Raw genomic sequence first — 17,209 nt, forward strand, 5'->3', positions numbered from 1 at the left:
GGCGACCGGAGAACCCGAGCTCCATCCTGGATTTCTTCGTATGCTTGTGATGCCATGCGCCTCGATCGCTTACCCAGGAGCCCCCATGCCCACGACGACAAGAACCACCAAGCTGCCTTCGGGCGAAGCCGTACAGGTGCTGGGACAGGGCACCTGGAAAATGGGCGAGGATGCCCGCCGTCGAGCCGGGGAGGTCAATGCCTTGAAGCTTGGGCTGGACCTCGGCATGACGCTGATCGACACCGCCGAAATGTATGCCAGCGGCGGCGCCGAGGAGGTGGTGGCCGAAGCCATCGCCGGCCGGCGCGAAGAACTCTTTCTCGTCTCCAAGGTGCTGCCGTCCAATGCTTCGCGCACCGGCGTGCCGGCGGCTTGCGAGAAAAGCCTGAAGCGGCTGCGCACCGACCGCATCGATCTCTACCTCCTGCACTGGCCGGGCAGCGTGCCTTTGGGCGAGACGGTCGAGGCCTTCGAGGCGTTGAAGAAGGCCGGCAAGATCCGCCACTGGGGCGTCAGCAATTTCGATACCGATGAAATGGAAGAGCTCACCGGTTTGCGCTCGGGCGGCAATGTCCAGACCAATCAGGTGCTCTACAATCTGTCGCGGCGCGGCCCCGAATTCGACCTTGCACCATGGAGCCGCCAGCGCGGCATTCCGCTGATGGCCTATTCGCCGGTCGAGCAGGGCGCGTTGGCGCGCAATGCCAGGTTGGAGGCCATCGCCACCCGTCACAATGCGACCCCTGCGCAAATCGCCTTGGCCTGGGTGATGCATCAGGACGGCGTTATCGCCATTCCCAAGGCCAGCAGCCAGGAGCACGTCCGCCAGAATTTTGCCGCGCTGGACATAAAGCTTACGGCCGATGACCTCGCCGATCTCGACTGTGCATTCCCCCCACCGACGCGCAAGCGCGGACTGGAAATGATCTGACTATTTCTCCGCCAGCCCCTTCAGCCGGTAAAGCGCCTCCAGCGCTTCCTTGGGGGTCATCTCGTCGGGATTGATCTCACCGAGTGCCGCGCCCACAGCGTCGCTCTTCACCAGCTTTGGCGCTTCCCGCTTCATCGCCACCGAAAACAGCGGCAGGTCATCGACCAGCCGGTTGGTCTTGCCGGAGACCTCGCCTTCCTCCAATTGGTGCAGCACCGCCTTGGCGCGGTCGACCACCGCTTCCGGCAGGCCCGCAAGGCGGGCTACCTGGACGCCGTAGGAGCGGTCGGCGGCACCCTTGCCGACCTCGTGCAGGAAAACGACGTCGCCTTCCCACTCCTTGACCCGCATGGTGACGTTGGAAAGCCGCGCCAGCTTGCCGGCGAGCGACGTCATTTCGTGGAAGTGGGTGGCGAAGATCGCCCGGCAGCGGTTCTTCTCGTGCAGATACTCCACCGCCGCCCAGGCAATCGACAGCCCGTCGAAGGTGGCGGTGCCGCGGCCGATCTCGTCGAGGATCACCAGCGCCCGTTCGCCGGCCTGGTTGAGGATCGCCGCCGTCTCCACCATCTCGACCATGAAGGTCGAGCGGCCGCGCGCCAGGTCGTCCGAGGCGCCGACGCGTGAGAACAGCCGGTCGACGACGCCGATATGGGCCGATGTCGCCGGCACGAAGGAGCCGGTCTGGGCCAGGATGGCGATCAGCGCGTTCTGCCGCAGGAACGTCGACTTGCCACCCATGTTGGGGCCGGTCAGCAGCCAGATCGCGCCGTTCTTGGCATTGCCCTCCGGCGAGAGGTCGCAATCGTTGGCGACGAATGGGCCTTCGCCCGAACGGCGCAGCGCCTGTTCGACCACCGGATGCCGCCCGCCTGAAATCTCGAAGGCAAGGCTGGAATCCACCACCGGCCGGCACCAGGCCTCGCTTTCCGACAGAAGCGCAAGCGCTGCCGACACGTCGAGCACGGCGAGCGCGTCGGCGCCGGCGCGGATCGCCTCGGCCGCGCCGACCGCCTCCGCCGTCAGCGCATCGAAGGCGGCCAGTTCGATGCTCAGTGCCCGGTCGGCGGCATTGGCGATCTTGGTCTCGAGTTCGGCGAGCTCGGTCGTGGTGAAACGCATGGCGTTGGCCATGGTCTGGCGGTGAATAAAGCGCGCCTTGGCGCCATCGCTGCCAGTCATGACGGCGTGATGATTGGCCGTCACCTCGATGTAGTAACCCAGCACATTGTTGTGCCGGATCTTCAGGGAGCGGATGCCGGTTTCCTCGATCAGCGAGCGCTCCAGTCCGGCAATCACTTTTCGCGACTCGTCGCGCAACGCCCGCATCTCGTCGAGGTCCGGGTGGTAGCCGCCGCGAACGAAGCCGCCGTCGCGTTTGAGCAGCGGCAGCTCGTCGCCGAGCGCCTGGGTGAGATGTTGGGCAAGCGCCTTGGGCAGCGCCTTGATCGCGGCCATCGCGCCGGCCAACTCCTGGGGCAGGGCGATCGCGGCAAAGGTTCCGGCGATGGCACCGGCCGCCTCGAAACCAGCGCGAAGCGCGCCGAGATCGCGTGGCCCGCCCCGGTTGAGCGCCAGCCTGGACAGGGCGCGCGGCATGTCGGCGACGCTCTTCAGGCTCATCCGCACCGCCTGGCAAAGCCTGACCTCGGAGCGGAAGAACGAGACGGAGTCCAGCCGCGCGCCGATGGCCGCCGGGTCGGTCAGCGGCGCCATCAGCCGGTCGGCGAGCAACCTTGCGCCGCCGCCGGTCACCGTGCGGTCGATCGCCTTGAACAGCGAACCCTCGCGGCTGCCGGACAGCGTACGCAGCAGTTCGAGATTGCCGCGCGTCGCCGGATCGATGAACAGGGTCGAGCCCTGCTCCTCGCGCTCGGGCCGCGACAGCGGCGGCCGCTCGGCCTTTTGCGTTTTCTCGACGTAGGCGATGGCGCCCGAGATCGCCGACAATTCGGCGCGCGAAAACGTGCCGAAACTGTCCGGTATCGCCACCTCGAAGAAACGCGCAATCCGCCCCGTGGCCGAGGCCGAATCGAACAGGCTCGGCGGCTGTGGGCTGGCGACACGGCCGAGCACGTCGAACACCGGCTTCAGGTCGGGATCATGAAACACCGGCTCGGCGACGATGAGTTCGCGCGGATCGACACGGAAGATGTCGGCCAGCAGCCGGTCGGCGGTGGTCTCGGCGACGCGGAAAGCACCAGTCGAGATGTCGATCCAGGCAATTGCAAAGCTGTGCTCGCTGCCGCCCTTCACCCGACCCAACGCCATCAGATAACTCGATTCCGACGGCGCCAGCAGTTTGTCCTCGGTGATGGTTCCCGGCGTCACCAGCCGCACCACGTCGCGGCGCACGACCGATTTGGAGCCGCGCTTCTTGGCCTCGGCCGGATCCTCGATCTGCTCGCAGACGGCAACGCGGAAGCCCTGGCCGATCAGCTTCTGCAAATAGTCGTCGGCCGCATGCACCGGCACGCCGCACATTGGAATGTCGTGGCCCTGATGCTTGCCGCGTTTGGTGAGCACGATGCCCAGCGCCCGGCTCGCCTTCTCGGCATCGTCGAAGAACAGCTCGTAGAAATCGCCCATGCGGTAGAACAGCAACGAATCCGGGTTAGCCGCCTTGATCTCGATGAACTGCTCCATCATCGGTGTGACGGCGGCAACGCCGGGCTGCGGCGGCGTCATCGCCTCGGGGGCGGCGTCGGGCTCGTTCGGGCTGTGCATGTTCATGGCGCGGCACGCTAGCAGATGTGATGGCGGGGTTTAATGCCAGGCCATCGAAAAGCAGGGGAAGACCGCGAGCCGTCTTCATGGAACGGCTGTTCAGCTGCATTGCCCGACGCGGCGATCGCGAATATCTGTCATCTTGGACAATAATGGCGGGGGCGTCATGGACAAAGACGGGCACGAAACGTTCGAGGAGATGGTGGGACCGATCGACTCGGCGCTCGAACGCTTCTGGCTCAATGCTGCTCGGCAGGCCGGCCAAAGTGTAGGCAATCTGAAGCAGCTGGCGGCCAATCGGCTTCCTTTCATCCTTCCGACTACCGGCCCTTTCTCGGGTCTCGACGGAAGCATCCGGGTAGCTGTCCATGTCCTCAGTCATGATCCGCTGGTGATCTACACGCCGATCGGCGGGGCACGGCCGCTCAGCTCGATCGTGGCGATCGCCCGGCGCTTCGCTTCGCGTCGCGCCTCCTTTCTGATGATGCCTAACTGGACACTCGAGCGGCCGCGTCTCATCCCAAAGCTCGCCAGGGACCTCGCCTGGCACCGCGAGCGGTTTCCAGCTCATGAGTTGATTTTTCTCTGCAACACCGAGGAAGAACGCCGCCTGGTCACCACTGTCGGAGGAACCGCGATCTTCTCCAACCACAATCTGATGGTCAGCGAGGACATCTTTCGGCCCTTGCCGGATGTCCCCGTCGAGTTCGACGCGGTCTATAATGCTCGCATCTCGCACACCAAGCGCCACCACCTCGCCTTCGATATCGAAAGGCTCGCCCACATCACCTTTTCGATCGGCGAGCTGCCGCGGGTCGGCAACCGTGCCTTCATCCGGCGCTTGCAGGCGCAATCGCCGCTGCATCGCATCGCCAACCCGATCATCGATGGCCTGACTGGCTGGCTGCCGCCGCAGGAGATCAACCGCGTCTACAACCAGGCCGCGGTTGGTCTCTGTCTGTCGGCGGCGGAAGGAGCGATGCGCTCCAGCATGGAATATCTGATGGCGGGGTTGCCGGTGGTGAGCACGCCCAGTCTTGGCGGCCGGGACGTCTTTTTCGATCCGGACTATTGCATCATCGCCGAGCCCGATCCGGCGGCGCTCCGGCGCGCGGTCGAGACGTTGCGCGACCGCGCCATTCCCCGCGATGAGATTCGCAACCGCACGCTGGCCAAGGTGCGGGCTCAACGGCAGGAACTCACAGTGTTCCTGTCCGACCTGTTGAAGAGGATGGGAAGCAGCCAACCGCCGCTGACGCAATGGCCGTTTCCCGAAATTGGGCTGCTGCGGCGCTGGGCGGCGGTGCGCCGGCACGCGAATGAAATCACGGCATTAAGGAGGCGGCCAAACGGCTTCTGACCGGCCGTTTCCGCTTTGAAGCAGCTTTGCCCAGCTTCGTGGTTTACACGCGGCGGCCCGTGGTCTTAATTCGCAAGCACACAGGTACCCGCTTCAAGGAGGTGCCGCACCGGCGAGGAAATCAAAAGCATCATGGCCAGGAAAACCGAGAACAACGGTCCGTCCGTCAGCGCGCAGGAAGCGCTCGAATTCCACGCCATGGGCCGGCCCGGCAAGCTGGAGATCGTCGCCACCAAGCCGATGACGACGCAGCGCGATCTCAGCCTCGCCTATTCGCCAGGCGTGGCAGTGCCCGTGCGCGCCATCGCCGAGGACCCATCCAGGGCCTTCGATTACACGACGCGCGGCAACATGGTCGCCGTCATCTCAAACGGCACCGCCATTCTTGGCCTCGGCAATCTCGGCGCGCTGGCCTCCAAGCCGGTGATGGAAGGCAAGGCGGTGCTGTTCAAGCGCTTCGCCGATGTCGATTCCATCGACCTCGAGGTCGACACCGAGGATGCCGACGAGTTCATCAACTGCGTGCGCTTCCTCGGTCCGTCCTTCGGCGGCATCAACCTGGAGGACATCAAGGCGCCGGAGTGCTTCATCATCGAACAGCGCCTGCGCGAACTGATGGACATTCCGGTCTTCCATGACGACCAGCACGGCACCGCCATCATCTCGGCCGCCGGTCTGATCAACGCGCTGGAAATAACCGGCCGCGACATGAAGACCACGAAGCTGGTCTGCAACGGTGCGGGCGCGGCCGGCATCGCCTGTATCGAGCTGATGAAGGCGATGGGTTTTTCGCCAGAAAACATCGTCCTTTGCGACACCAAGGGGGTTGTCTTCCAGGGCCGCACCGAGGGCATGAATCAGTGGAAATCGGCGCATGCGGTCAAGACGGAGGCGCGTTCCCTGGCCGAAGCGCTGGACGGCGCCGACGTCTTCCTCGGCCTTTCGGCCAAGGGGGCGCTGACCACCGCCATGGTGCAGTCGATGGCCAAGAACCCGATCATCTTCGCCATGGCTAACCCCGATCCCGAGATCACCCCGGAGGAAGTGGCCGAGATCCGCACCGACGCCATCATGGCCACCGGGCGGTCGGATTACGCCAACCAGGTCAACAACGTGCTCGGCTTTCCCTACATCTTCCGCGGTGCGCTGGATGTCAGGGCCACGACCATCAATGACGACATGAAGATCGCCGCCGCCCGCGCGCTGGCCGAACTGGCGCGCCAGGACGTGCCCGACGACGTCGCCGCGGCCTATCAGGGCAACCGGCCGAAATTCGGCCCCAACTACATCATCCCGGTGCCGTTCGACCCACGCCTGATCTCGGCCATCCCGATCGCCGTGGCCAAGGCTGCAATGGATTCTGGCGTCGCCCGCAAGCCGATCCTCGATCTCGACCGTTACGCGCAGGAGCTTTCCGCCCGCCGCGACCCGATCGCCTCGACGCTGCAGCGCATCTACGACCGCGTGCGCCGCCAGCCCAAGCGCATCGTCTTCGCCGAGGGCGAGGAGGAGCAGGTGATGCGCGCCGCCGTCTCCTACGTGAATCAGCGGCTCGGCACCGCCATCCTGCTCGGTCGCGACGACGTCATCAAGGAGAACGCCAGGCACGCTGGCATCGACCTGAACAAGCAAGGCATCGAGATCATCAATGCGCGCCTGTCGCGCCGCAATTCGATCTACACCGACTATCTCTACGAGCGCATGCAGCGCAAAGGCTTCCTGTTCCGCGACTGCCAGCGGCTGATCAACAACGACCGCAACCATTTCGCCGCCTGCATGGTGGCGCTGGGCGACGCCGACGGCATCGTCACCGGCGTGACCCGCAACTATTCGACCGCGCTCGACGACATCAGGCGCGTCATCGACGCCAAGCCCGGTCACCGCGTCATCGGCGTCTCGATCGTGCTCGCGCGCGGCAAGACGGTGCTCGTCGCCGACACCGCCGTGCACGACATGCCCAACGCCGAGCAGATCGCCGACATCGCCGAGGAAGCGGCGGGCTTCGCGCGCCGCATGGGCTACGAGCCAAGGCTCGCCATGCTTGCCTATTCCACTTTCGGCCATCCACAGGGCGAACGTTCCGAGCGCGTCCAGGAAGCCGTGCGCATCCTCGACAAGCGCCGCGTCGATTTCGAATACGATGGCGAAATGGCCGCCGACGTCGCGCTCAACGCCCGCGCCATGGCGCAATACCCGTTCATAAGGCTGACCGGTCCGGCCAACGTCCTGATCATGCCGGCTTTCCACTCGGCCTCCATCTCGACCAAGATGCTGCAGGAACTGGGCGGCTCGACCGTCATCGGCCCGCTGCTGGTCGGCCTGAACAAGCCGGTGCAGATCGTGTCGCTGAATGCCAAGGACAGCGATATCGTCAACATGGCGGCGATCGCCGCCTATACGGCGGGGGCTTGAGGGGCTTCCCCCGTGTTGGACGCCTCACGCCAGCCGCATCACCTGCTTGTGGCTGGCGATCTCCGACAGCAGCCAATCCCGGAACAGCCTGACGCTGATTGAAATGCGGTTGCCCGGCTTCTGCCACAGGCAGTAGCTCTGTGGAATTGCGTGGCGGATCGTGAAGGGCGCGACCAGCTGGCCGCTGGCCAGCAGGTCCTTGACCATGATGTTGTCGGCCAGCGCCACGCCGCCGCCATTGACGGCCTCACGGACGGCAAGCGCCGGGTCGTGGAAGATCGGGCTCGCGTCTGACCTTCGACATCGATTGCCTCGACCGGCCTATCTCCCGGCACGGGCACTCATTGTCGGCGCCGACGTTGTCGAGGTGGCGCCCGCCTATGACCACGCCGATGTCACGTCGCTTGCCGGGGCGGCGGTGCTGCAGCACTATCTCGGCCTGCTCGCGGAACGAAAGGGATGACCGCGCCGACTTCACCCCGGCGCGAACGCCCGCGCCGCCTCCACGACTTCCTCCGCCTGGTCCTGCCGCAGCAGGTCGATCGGAATGCGGCCGTCGAGCTGTGCCGCTGGACGGGTCAGCCACAGCCATGCGAGTCTCGGATTGCCGATCAGCTCCAGCACGTCGCTTATGCCCGCGACCGGCCTGCCATCGACGAACTGCGCCAGCGGGAAGACGTGCTTGCGGCCACCCTTGCGCAGAGCGATGGCGTCGCCGCGCCTTTGCCAGCGGTGCAGGGTGGAGCGGGCGATGCGCAGGTTCTCTTCCAGATAGGTCGAGCCGGCGACGCGTCCGGCCCAGTCCTCGATCAGCATCGATTCGAGGTCGTCGGACTGGGGAAGCGCGGCAACTGTTTCAGCCTCTGCCGACAGCGTCGTGGCGGTCATGGCGCCGGCTTCGCCGCGGCGTGCGGCTTCCGCCGCCAGCGCCCGCACGAATTTCTGGGCCAGGCCCGGAAGGTCGGCATGGATGGCGTCGATGGCGCGCTGGTGCTTGGGCGACAGCAAGGTGACGGCGGACGCTATCGAGCCGGCGATCTTGCCGACCGAGACCATTGTGGGGCCGTTGATGGCTTCGTCATAGTGGGCAAGCGCACGCTCGACCCTTTCCGCCACCATGTCGGCGAAATCGTCCTGCGTGATGCCGGTCGTCTTGGTCTGGAATGTCGTCTTGGTCTGAAATCTTGTCATGCATCTGTTTTCTGGCCGCGCGCTCTCCTCCCTTGGCCGCGGCCGGTTGTTGAACGGTTACGGCGGAAAGTGGAAAGTGCGACGGCAACAGATGCAGCGACCCGACAGGTTGCTGTCCTGCATTGCTTCACACCCCGATTAGCATGTCGAAATGTCAGTCACGGCACGCTCGCATTTGCGTGTAGGGGCGGTATGTGACAACTGCGCGACGATGAGAAGCGGTCCGCGCTTGCCTCCTTTCCCCAACAGCGGGCTAAGAGAAAGGGCGTTGTTACAGCAACCCCGCCCGCTCGGCCTCTTTGCGCAGATTCTGCCTTGGCCTGGGGCCGATCTGCTGGATCACCAATCCGGCCGCCAGTGAGCCAAGATCGCCGCAGGTCTGGAGGTCGCGTCCCTGTGTGTAGCCATGCAGGAAACCGGCGGCGTAGAGATCGCCGGCGCCCGTCGTGTCGACCAGTTCCTTGATGGCGGTCGCCTGGATGACCACGGTCTCGTCGCCACGCACGATAACCGAGCCCTTTTCGGAGCGGGTAACCGCCGCGATCTTGCAATCCTTGCGGATCCGCGCCAGCGCTTCCTCGAACGATGACGTCTGGTAAAGCGACTTGATCTCGTGGCTGTTGGCAAAAACGATATCGACCGTGCCCGAACGCATCAGGTCTAGGAACTCGTCGCGGTAACGGTCGACGCAGAACGAATCCGATAAGGTCATAGATACTTCGCGACCGGCAGCGTGCGCCAGTTTCGCCGTCTGCCGGATCGCTTCCTTGGCGCGCGGCGGGTCCCACAGATAACCCTCGAAATAGGTCACCTTGGCGCCGGACGCCTTGTCGGCTTCGACATCTTCCGGGCCGAGTTCGACGCAGGCGCCGAGATAGGTGTTCATCGAGCGCTCGCCATCGGGCGTGACGAAGATCATCGAACGCGCCGTCGGCGGCTCGCCCTGGAGCGGCTTGGTGTCGAAGGCGACACCCTGCGCGTGGATGTCGTGCGCGTAGATTTCGCCCAGCGCATCGCTGGAGACCTTGCCGAAGAAGGCGGCGCGTCCGCCAAACGAGGCGACACCGGCCGCCGTGTTGCCGGCGCTGCCGCCGGAGGCCTCGATAGCCGGGCCCATGCGGCTGTAGAGCAATTCGGCGCGCTGCGTGTCGATGAGATTCATCGCGCCCTTGATGATGCCGTTGGTTTCGAGGAATTCCTCCTCGCACTGGGCGATGATGTCGACAATCGCATTGCCGATGCAAAGCACGTCATAATCCGGCATCAATGTCTCCGCCAAAAACCCGGGCCGGCTTCTTGCCATGCCCGCGCGGGTCTACAGCATGACCCTGAAAACTGGCAACCGATTTTCTGTCCTTGCCGCGCCAGCCAGGCGCTACGACAATTCGACCGTGGCCGAAACATTTCGTCGCTATGTCGCCTACATCTGCGCCTGTTCGATCACGGTCCGAAGGCGCGAGCCCATGCCTGCCAAAAACGACACGACCATCGACCTGGCATTGCTCGGCGTGCTGGCGGTGCTTTGGGGAGCCTCCTATACCTTCATCAAGATCGGCGTAGAGACCATCCCGCCCATCACCTTCATCGCGGCCCGCACCCTGATCGCCGGCGCCATCCTGTTCGCCGTCATCCGCTGGCGCGGGCTTGCCATGCCGGGCGATGCGGCAAGCTGGCGTCGCTTCGCCTTCCAGGCCTGCCTCAACAGCGTCGTCCCGTTCACGCTGATCGCCGCGGCCGAGCGTTCGGTCGACGCCGGCCTTGCCACTATCCTCAACGCCACCTCGCCGATCTTCACCTTCCTGCTGACGGCGCTCATCACCCGTCATGAGCCGGTGACCGCGCGCAAGCTGGTCGGCGTTGGCGCCGGCATCGCCGGCATCTGCCTCATCGTCGGCACGCAGGCTCTTGGCGGCATCGGCCACCAGCTCTGGGCACAGATCGCCATCGTCGCGGCGACGATCTGCTATGCCGGGGCCGCCATTTTCGGCCGAGGCTTCAAGGGCCTCGATCCGATGCTTCCCGCCGCCGGTTCGATGCTGTCCGGCGCTGTCATGCTGGTACCGCTCAGCCTGGCGGTCGACCAGCCATGGACGCTGGCGCCTTCGACGGCTTCCATCCTTGCCCTGCTCGGCCTGTCCGTGTTTTCGACGGCACTGGCTTTCGTCATCTATTTCCGCCTGATCCACACGCTGGGTTCGGTCGGCACCACGTCTCAGGCCTATCTGCGGGTGCCGATCGGCGTCGGCATCGGCGCCGTCTTCCTCGGCGAAAGCCTGGGGCCCACGGCCTGGCTCGGCATGGGGTTTGTCGTCGCCGGCGTGGCGGCCATGACCATACCGGTTCGTAAGCCGGGCTTAGCCCGATAGGCAGATCTGGGGAACATACGAAGGCAAGCAACGGCCCGCGCTTGTGCTCGCGGGCCGCACCGCCTATCTCGGAGGCGTCCTGCCTTGTGGCTGTGTCCGCTGACCTGGGGGTGAAGCACGGTGATTTTCGACGCTGCCCGCACCGCGGCCCTTGAGCTGCTCTCGCCTCCGTTTCGCGCCGTGTTCATCAAGACGCTCGGCCTGACCCTGCTGGCGTTGGTCGCCCTGTGGTTCGGCTTGACCAGCCTTGTCGAATGGCTTGCCCTGCCGTGGCTGCAAACATTGTTGCCCGGCATGCCGTCCTGGGCCGGCTGGTTGGGCGGCATCGTCGCGGCCATCGCGCTGGCGTTCGGCATGGCGCTTCTGATCGCACCGGTCACGGCGGTGATCGCCGGCCTGTTCCTCGACGATGTCGCCGAAGTGGTCGAGCGCACCGATTATCCCGGCGACCCGGCCGGACGCGCCATGCCGGTATTGCGCTCGCTGGTGCTGGCGATAAAATTCTTCGGCGTCGTCATCCTGGGCAACGTCGTGGCGCTGATGCTCCTGCTGGTGCCGGGCATCAACATCGCTGCCTTCTTCATCGTCAACGGCTACCTGCTCGGACGCGAATTCTTCGAATTCGCCGCCATGCGCTTTCGCGGGGAAGAAGAGGCCCGGGCCCTGCGCAGGCAGTATGCCGGCACGGTGTTTCTCTCCGGGCTGGTTGTCGGGGCCTTCCTCGCCGTGCCGCTGCTCAACCTGCTGACGCCGCTCTTCGCCGCCGCCATGATGGTGCATCTGCACAAGGCGATCTCGGCGCGGGAAGTCGCACGCGCGTCGCGGCGCTAGACCTCTTCAGCGTAGTAGAAATCCCCGCCCCAACTCGTCGTCCGGCTCGACAATGAATTCGGCTCGTCCGGAATAATAGGCACGGCCGCCGACGCGGGCGACGATCGCTTCATGCGGGCCGGCCTGCGCTGTTCGCGCCACCGCACCGGAAAAGCGTGAGCCGGCGATGCTCTCGAACGTTCGCGTCTGCCCGACGGCGATCTCGCCCTTGGCATGCATGGCCGCCAGCCGGGCGGTGACGCCGGAACCGGTCGGCGAGCGGTCGACCTCCGCCTCGGCGAAGACGCAGACATTCCTGGTGGCCTCTCCGGAAAAGGCGTCCTTTCCATCGGTCAGGATGGTGCCATAGAGGAAGGCGAGGTCATCATGATCGGGATGCGACAGCGGAAACTCGGCCTTCAGCCGGTTCGTCAGCGTGGTTGCCGCGTCGACGAAATCGCGCACGCGGTCGCGGCCGAACTCCAAGCCGAATTGATGACAGTCGGCCAGCGCGTAAAAGGCGCCGCCATAGGCGATATCGAAACCGACCTTGCCATAGCCTGTCAGCTCGATCTGTCGATCGCCGGCGAACAGGAACGCCGGCACGCTCTCGAACGACACCGCGCCGGCCTTGCCATCGTTGACCGCGACCGAGGCGACGACCAGGCCGCACGGCGCCTCGATGTTCACGGTGGTGAACGGCTCCTGCTTCGCCACCAGCCCCTGATCGACGGCGTAGCGGCCGAGCGCGACGATGGCGTGGCCGCACATGGTCGAATAGCCCTCATTGTGCATGAACAGCACCGCGAGGTCGGCGCCGGGCAAATCGGGCTCGACCAGCAAAGCGCCATACATGTCATAGTGGCCGCGCGGCTCGAAGATCAGCAACTTGCGCAAATGGTCGAGATTGTCCCGCACATAGGCGCGCTTCTCAAGAATGGTGCCCTTGGGGATAGCGGGATAACCGCCCGTGACGATCCGTAGCGGCTCGCCACCCGTATGCATGTCGACAACGGTAAGGTTCATGCGGCCGAACCCATCCTAGCCCTGGGATTTGCCGAACAGCGCCTGCAGCTTGCCGAACGGCATGGCGGCGCGGGTGAAGCCGAACGTGCCGTCCTGCTGGATCTCGCGCGCCGCCGTCTCCAGCATGCCGTAGGCGAAATTGGTCAGCCATGGCCCAAGCGAAATCCGCTTGGCACCGGCCATGGCGAGGTCGGCGATGGTGAAGCCGGGCCTCGCCATGACATTGACCGGCTTGCCGACCGACGAACACAAGGTCCGCACCATCTCGACATCGCCGATACCAGGTGCATAGAGCACGTCGGCGCCGGCTTTTTCGAACGCCTGCAGCCGCTTGATCGTGTCGTCGAGATCGGACTTGCCCCAGAGGAAATTCTCGGCCCGCGCCGTGAAGACAAAGTCGCGCTTCAGCGCCCGCGCCGCCTCCACCGCTGCGGCGACGCGCTCCACCGCGTGCGAAAACTCGTAGATGGGCTTTTCAGGATCGCCGGTGTGATCCTCGATCGAGCAGCCGGCAAGCCCGGCCGCTTCCGCCGCGAAAATGGTTTCGGCGGCCTGCTCGGCGCTGTCCCCCTTGCCCTTCTCGAGATCGGCCGAGACCGGCAGGTCGGTCGCGCCCGTCACCTCGCGGCAATGATGGATCATCTGGTCGAAGGTCACGGCTCCATCCGGCAGGCCGCGCGAAAAGGCAAAGCCGGCGCTGGTGGTGGCCAGTGCCTTGAAGCCGAAGGATCCGAGCAGCTTCGTCGTGCCCGGATCCCAGGGATTGGGCATGACGAAGGTCGAGGCATGCAGGTCGCGAAAAATCTTGCCCTTGTCCATGAATGCTCCCCCATAACGAGTATTGGGGCGGATGCTACCGCGCTGTTTGCGGCCGGGCAAACGAATGCGGTTGGTTCAGAAGCGTTTCTCGTTCTCTGCTGCCAATTTCTCGAAAGCGTCGATGTGGCGCATCTCGACAGGCACGGAGGTGGCATCCTTGTGACGGGCAGCGCGCTGCCGAGGTCAGGGAAACTGACGGCTTGTGCAGAGGCCGCCATCCCCAAAGCCGCAGCAGCACCCCAGGTGAGGATGAAGCGAAGCAGGTACGTTGGCATGGCGGCGCCCCATTGTCGGGCGCGCGGAAGGTAGCACCGCGCTTCGTGGCGTCCAGTGCAGCGGATCAGTGGATCGGCACCAGCCCGGCGAGTTCGCGCATGTCGTCGAACAGGATGCCGCCGGCCTGGATCAAGCCGTCGAGGTCGGAATAGGGGTCGCCATGATAGGAGAACACCCGCATGCCGGCGGCGATGCCAGCCTGCGTGCCGGCGACGCTGTCTTCGATGACGATGCAGTCGGCGGGCGGGAAGCCCATCGTTTTGGCCGCATGCAGGAACAGGTCGGGGAACGGCTTGCCGCGCGACACCATGGTGGCGCTGAACATGGCATGTTCGAACAGCGGCAACAGACCGGTCTGGCCAAGCGTTATGTGCATCTTGGAGATCCTGGCCGAGGTGGCGACGCAATAAGCGATGCCGGCCGCGCGGACCGCCTCGATGAACTCCCGGACATAAGGGATCGCCTCGACACCGTGAGCGAACAGATCTGGCAGGCCGGCATTCCAGCGCTCGACGAAATCGGCGCCGAGCCTGACGCTGGTCGTCTCTTCGATCTCCTTCTGCACCGAGACCATGCTGCGGCCGGAGAAGTTCTTGCGGCAATATTCGAAGGTCGTTGGAAAACCGGCGTCGCTCAGCCATTCGGCCAGGCGCCGGTTGGCGAGGTTCTCGGTATCGACCAGGATCCCGTCGCAGTCGAAGATGACGAGCTTTGGCAGGGGGCGTGTTTCAGTCATGTTGGATCAGTCTACCCGGCAAAACGGTTCACTGTGCCGAAACACAGCCAGGCATCAGGCGGTGCCGGTCGATCCGAATCCGCCCGAGCCACGCGCCGTGCCGCCGGCCAGCGAACGCTCTTCAACCGCCACCTGCGTCACCGCGGCGAAAACGATCTGGGCAATGCGCATCCCGCGCGTCACCGCGAAATCCTCGTCGCCGAGATTGACCAGCAGCACCTTCACCTCGCCGCGATAATCGCTGTCGACCGTGCCCGGTGAATTGAGGACGGTAAGGCCGTGTTTGAAGGCAAGGCCCGAGCGGGGCCGCACCTGGCCTTCCATGCCTTCGGGAATTTCCAGGATCAGCCCCGTCGCTACCAAGGCGCGCTTGCCCGGCAGGATCAGAAGCGGCCGGTCTTCAGGCACCGCCGCGCGCAAATCCATGCCGGCGGCGCCGGCGCTTTCATAGGCGGGAAGCGGAAGTCCCTCGCCATGCGGCAACCTGACGAAGCCGACGGTGGGACCGATGACGGAAGGTGTTTGAAGGGCTGCGCGCATAAAATCGATCCTATCGGCGCGAATGTCGATTCGGTCAACTCGACCGCGGCGCTATCAACGGCTTTCTTTCAGGCATCACTGTGGCCTAGCGGAGTTCCATAGGAACCACCGTCGTCTCCTTGATCTCCTCCATGACGAAGGAGGCGGAGACATCGGATAAAGCCACCTTGGCGATGAGCCGCTGGTAGAGCCGGTCATAGGCTTTCACGTCGGCGACGCGGGCGCGCAGCACATAGTCGAGATCACCGGACATCCGGTAGACCCCGATGATCTCGGAAAGACCGGTCACCGCCGCCCGGAATTTCTGCAGCCAGTCGGGGTCGTGATTGGATGTGCGGATCAGGATGAACACCGAAAGGCCCAGCCCGAGCTTCTCGGCATCGACCAGCGCCACGCGGCCGGTGATGATGCCATCTTCCTCCAGCCGCTTGACGCGACGCCAGCAGGCATTGCGCGACAAGGCCACCCGCTCCGACAGCTGGTCGACCGACAGCGTGCCGTCACGTTGCAATTCGGCGAGCAGTTTTCGATCAATTTCGTCGATGCCAAAGCTCATATGGGATATTTGTCCCATGGAATAGCAAAATACAAGGATATTTTGGGACCAATGAACCGGTGAGGCGTGTCAGGATATTCATATCGAAACGAAAAGCGCTGAAGGGGAAACAGCATGTCGGTCGCAAGGATTTTCACCTTTCATCCGGCCAAGGTCGGCGAAACCTATTTCAGCCATATGGCCTTCGCCGCCTGGTTTTCCTCGCGCCTGCTGATGGCGGCGGGAGCAGCTTTTGTTCACGCTTTCTTGCCATTTCTCTTCGAGACTACCGCCAGCCGAATCATTCGCGAGCTCTACGAGCGGACGCACAACAGAGGCACGCACGCGATCAACGAGCCCGCTGCTCTTCCGGATCGCGCCTAGAGGAAGACAGAAGCGATGTGCCGGTGGGCGGCCTATCTCGGTGAAGCGGTCTTTCTCGAAGACATCCTCACGGCGCCCTGTCACTCGCTCATCGCCCAGAGCCATTGCGCCCAGGAAGCGAAGTCGCCCACCAATGGCGACGGCTTCGGCCTTGCCTGGTATGGCGAGAGGCCAGAACCCGGCCTCTACCGCGATATCCTGCCGGCCTGGTCCGATCCCAATCTGAAAAGCCTGTGCCGGCAGATCAAGTCCAGCCTGTTCCTCGCCCATGTCAGGGCCTCGACCGGCAGCGCCACCAGCCGCATGAACTGCCATCCGTTCATCTCAGAAGGCTGGTCGTTCATGCACAACGGCCAGATCGGCGGTTTCGAAAAAATCCGCCGCGCGCTGGAGAACTCGCTGTCCGACGCCGTTTTCGACCAGCGCGAAGGCACCACCGATTCCGAACTCTTTTTTCTGCTCATGATCGACGAGGGTCTTTCGGCCGACCCGCAAGGCGCCGTCTCGCGCGCCACCAGCCGGGTGCTGGAAGCCTCGCGTCGTGCCGGTCTCGAGCCGGCGCTGAAACTGACCGCCGCCTTCTGCGACGGACAGGCATTGTATGCGGTGCGCTATGCCACCGATGGCCAGGCTCCGACGCTTTACACGTCCATTTTCCGCAAAGGGGCCGGCCGCTGCATCGTCTCCGAACCCTTCGATCGCGAGGGCGGCGACTGGCAGGCGATTCCGCCATCGAGCTTCGTCACCATGACCAGGGATGGCATCGACATACATCCATTCGCTCCGGTCGCGGCAAAACTGGCGCTGGTTGGATAGGCTTTCGTCGCATTGAGTAACGTCGCGGGACAGCGCCCCCCTCTGTCCTGCCGGACATCTCCCCGACAAGGGGGAGATCGGATGCCTCAATGGCTTTCGCCAATCCCCAGCGTTGCAGGACAGAGCGAAGCGCCGAAAACTGCCAATCTCCCCACCCGTGGGGGAGATGTCCGGCAGGACAAAGGGGGCGCCGTAGAGTGACGACCTCAATCATGGCGTGCAGCGTGATGATCGGCTTGCAATGGTCGGCAAACGCTGGTCGGAGGCGCGGCTGCTCGGC

The 17,209-nt window shown here is 64.4% G+C and carries 16 protein-coding genes and 1 pseudogene; 8 read left to right on the forward strand and 9 right to left on the reverse strand.

What is annotated here, in order from left to right; translation table 11 throughout:
- Positions 1 to 85 precede the first annotated feature (85 nt).
- Complete coding sequence (locus LB571_RS07225; RefSeq protein WP_224593320.1) at positions 86 to 931, forward strand: aldo/keto reductase; 846 nt, start codon at positions 86 to 88, stop codon at positions 929 to 931.
- On the opposite strand, the gene mutS is transcribed toward LB571_RS07225, so the two are convergent.
- Positions 932 to 3,664, reverse strand: coding sequence for a DNA mismatch repair protein MutS (mutS, locus tag LB571_RS07230; protein ID WP_224593322.1), 2,733 nt, complete (start codon positions 3,662 to 3,664; stop codon positions 932 to 934).
- Positions 3,665 to 3,824: 160 nt separating this feature from the next.
- Here mutS and LB571_RS07235 point away from each other — a divergent pair, with 160 nt between their 5' ends.
- Together LB571_RS07235 and LB571_RS07240 are read left to right on the forward strand one after the other, a co-directional pair.
- Positions 3,825 to 5,018, forward strand: a complete 1,194-nt coding sequence (locus LB571_RS07235; protein WP_224593324.1) for a glycosyltransferase — start codon at positions 3,825 to 3,827, stop codon at positions 5,016 to 5,018.
- 132 nt (positions 5,019 to 5,150) lie between these two features.
- Positions 5,151 to 7,430, forward strand: a complete 2,280-nt coding sequence (locus LB571_RS07240) for an NADP-dependent malic enzyme (protein WP_224593326.1) — start codon at positions 5,151 to 5,153, stop codon at positions 7,428 to 7,430.
- A 24-nt stretch (positions 7,431 to 7,454) separates the two neighbouring features.
- Here LB571_RS07240 and LB571_RS07245 read toward each other — a convergent pair whose 3' ends face one another.
- Complete coding sequence (locus LB571_RS07245; RefSeq protein ID WP_224593328.1) at positions 7,455 to 7,658, reverse strand: hypothetical protein; 204 nt, start codon at positions 7,656 to 7,658, stop codon at positions 7,455 to 7,457.
- 62 nt (positions 7,659 to 7,720) lie between these two features.
- On the opposite strand from LB571_RS07245, the pseudogene LB571_RS07250 reads away from it, so the two are divergent.
- Positions 7,721 to 7,893: pseudogene (locus tag LB571_RS07250) on the forward strand (arginase family protein); the annotation flags it as partial.
- A gap of 11 nt (positions 7,894 to 7,904) precedes the next feature.
- Here the strand turns inward: LB571_RS07250 and LB571_RS07255 are convergent.
- Both LB571_RS07255 and LB571_RS07260 read right to left on the reverse strand, forming a co-directional pair.
- A complete protein-coding gene (locus LB571_RS07255) occupies positions 7,905 to 8,621 on the reverse strand; it encodes an antitoxin Xre/MbcA/ParS toxin-binding domain-containing protein (RefSeq protein ID WP_224593331.1) in 717 nt (238 codons plus the stop codon).
- Positions 8,622 to 8,892: 271 nt separating this feature from the next.
- Complete coding sequence (locus LB571_RS07260; protein ID WP_224524306.1) at positions 8,893 to 9,885, reverse strand: adenosine kinase; 993 nt, start codon at positions 9,883 to 9,885, stop codon at positions 8,893 to 8,895.
- A gap of 199 nt (positions 9,886 to 10,084) precedes the next feature.
- Here LB571_RS07260 and LB571_RS07265 point away from each other — a divergent pair, with 199 nt between their 5' ends.
- Complete coding sequence (locus LB571_RS07265) at positions 10,085 to 10,987, forward strand: EamA family transporter (RefSeq protein WP_224593850.1); 903 nt, start codon at positions 10,085 to 10,087, stop codon at positions 10,985 to 10,987.
- 120 nt (positions 10,988 to 11,107) lie between these two features.
- On the forward strand, positions 11,108 to 11,818 hold the full coding sequence (locus LB571_RS07270) for a sulfate transporter family protein (protein ID WP_224593333.1): 711 nt from the start codon (positions 11,108 to 11,110) through the stop codon (positions 11,816 to 11,818).
- A 6-nt stretch (positions 11,819 to 11,824) separates the two neighbouring features.
- On the opposite strand, the gene LB571_RS07275 is transcribed toward LB571_RS07270, so the two are convergent.
- From LB571_RS07275 to LB571_RS07295, 5 genes are all read right to left on the reverse strand, one after another.
- The gene (locus LB571_RS07275; protein ID WP_224593335.1) at positions 11,825 to 12,823 is read right to left on the reverse strand and encodes a proline racemase family protein; all 999 of its coding nucleotides are present in this window, start codon (positions 12,821 to 12,823) and stop codon (positions 11,825 to 11,827) included.
- A gap of 15 nt (positions 12,824 to 12,838) precedes the next feature.
- Entirely contained in the window at positions 12,839 to 13,642 is an 804-nt protein-coding gene (locus LB571_RS07280; RefSeq protein ID WP_140614891.1) for an isocitrate lyase/phosphoenolpyruvate mutase family protein, read from the reverse strand.
- Between the two features lie 340 nt (positions 13,643 to 13,982).
- Entirely contained in the window at positions 13,983 to 14,654 is a 672-nt protein-coding gene (locus LB571_RS07285; RefSeq protein WP_140723195.1) for an HAD family hydrolase, read from the reverse strand.
- 54 nt (positions 14,655 to 14,708) lie between these two features.
- Entirely contained in the window at positions 14,709 to 15,194 is a 486-nt protein-coding gene (dut, locus tag LB571_RS07290) for a dUTP diphosphatase (protein ID WP_140723192.1), read from the reverse strand.
- An 85-nt stretch (positions 15,195 to 15,279) separates the two neighbouring features.
- Positions 15,280 to 15,750 (reverse strand): Lrp/AsnC family transcriptional regulator, encoded by a 471-nt coding sequence (locus LB571_RS07295; RefSeq protein ID WP_224593338.1) that lies wholly within the window; start codon positions 15,748 to 15,750, stop codon positions 15,280 to 15,282.
- A gap of 114 nt (positions 15,751 to 15,864) precedes the next feature.
- Between LB571_RS07295 and LB571_RS07300 the strand changes: the two genes are divergently transcribed.
- Together LB571_RS07300 and LB571_RS07305 are read left to right on the forward strand one after the other, a co-directional pair.
- Positions 15,865 to 16,113 (forward strand): DUF6356 family protein, encoded by a 249-nt coding sequence (locus tag LB571_RS07300; protein ID WP_224593341.1) that lies wholly within the window; start codon positions 15,865 to 15,867, stop codon positions 16,111 to 16,113.
- 15 nt (positions 16,114 to 16,128) lie between these two features.
- Complete coding sequence (locus LB571_RS07305; protein ID WP_140875629.1) at positions 16,129 to 16,929, forward strand: class II glutamine amidotransferase; 801 nt, start codon at positions 16,129 to 16,131, stop codon at positions 16,927 to 16,929.
- Positions 16,930 to 17,209: the final 280 nt, after the last annotated feature.

Source organism: Mesorhizobium sp. BR1-1-4 (genome assembly GCF_020165375.1).
Classification (GTDB): Bacteria; Pseudomonadota; Alphaproteobacteria; order Rhizobiales; family Rhizobiaceae; genus Mesorhizobium; species Mesorhizobium australicum.

Coding starts and splice junctions, on each gene's coding strand:
- LB571_RS07225 (WP_224593320.1), top strand. CDS start 86: ATGCCCACGACGACAAGAACCACCAAGCTGCCTTCGGGCGAAGCCGTA.
- mutS (WP_224593322.1), bottom strand. CDS start 3,664: ATGAACATGCACAGCCCGAACGAGCCCGACGCCGCCCCCGAGGCGATG.
- LB571_RS07235 (WP_224593324.1), top strand. CDS start 3,825: ATGGACAAAGACGGGCACGAAACGTTCGAGGAGATGGTGGGACCGATC.
- LB571_RS07240 (WP_224593326.1), top strand. CDS start 5,151: ATGGCCAGGAAAACCGAGAACAACGGTCCGTCCGTCAGCGCGCAGGAA.
- LB571_RS07255 (WP_224593331.1), bottom strand. CDS start 8,621: ATGACAAGATTTCAGACCAAGACGACATTCCAGACCAAGACGACCGGC.
- LB571_RS07260 (WP_224524306.1), bottom strand. CDS start 9,885: ATGCCGGATTATGACGTGCTTTGCATCGGCAATGCGATTGTCGACATC.
- LB571_RS07265 (WP_224593850.1), top strand. CDS start 10,085: ATGCCTGCCAAAAACGACACGACCATCGACCTGGCATTGCTCGGCGTG.
- LB571_RS07275 (WP_224593335.1), bottom strand. CDS start 12,823: ATGAACCTTACCGTTGTCGACATGCATACGGGTGGCGAGCCGCTACGG.
- LB571_RS07280 (WP_140614891.1), bottom strand. CDS start 13,642: ATGGACAAGGGCAAGATTTTTCGCGACCTGCATGCCTCGACCTTCGTC.
- LB571_RS07285 (WP_140723195.1), bottom strand. CDS start 14,654: ATGACTGAAACACGCCCCCTGCCAAAGCTCGTCATCTTCGACTGCGAC.
- dut (WP_140723192.1), bottom strand. CDS start 15,194: ATGCGCGCAGCCCTTCAAACACCTTCCGTCATCGGTCCCACCGTCGGC.
- LB571_RS07295 (WP_224593338.1), bottom strand. CDS start 15,750: ATGAGCTTTGGCATCGACGAAATTGATCGAAAACTGCTCGCCGAATTG.
- LB571_RS07300 (WP_224593341.1), top strand. CDS start 15,865: ATGTCGGTCGCAAGGATTTTCACCTTTCATCCGGCCAAGGTCGGCGAA.
- LB571_RS07305 (WP_140875629.1), top strand. CDS start 16,129: ATGTGCCGGTGGGCGGCCTATCTCGGTGAAGCGGTCTTTCTCGAAGAC.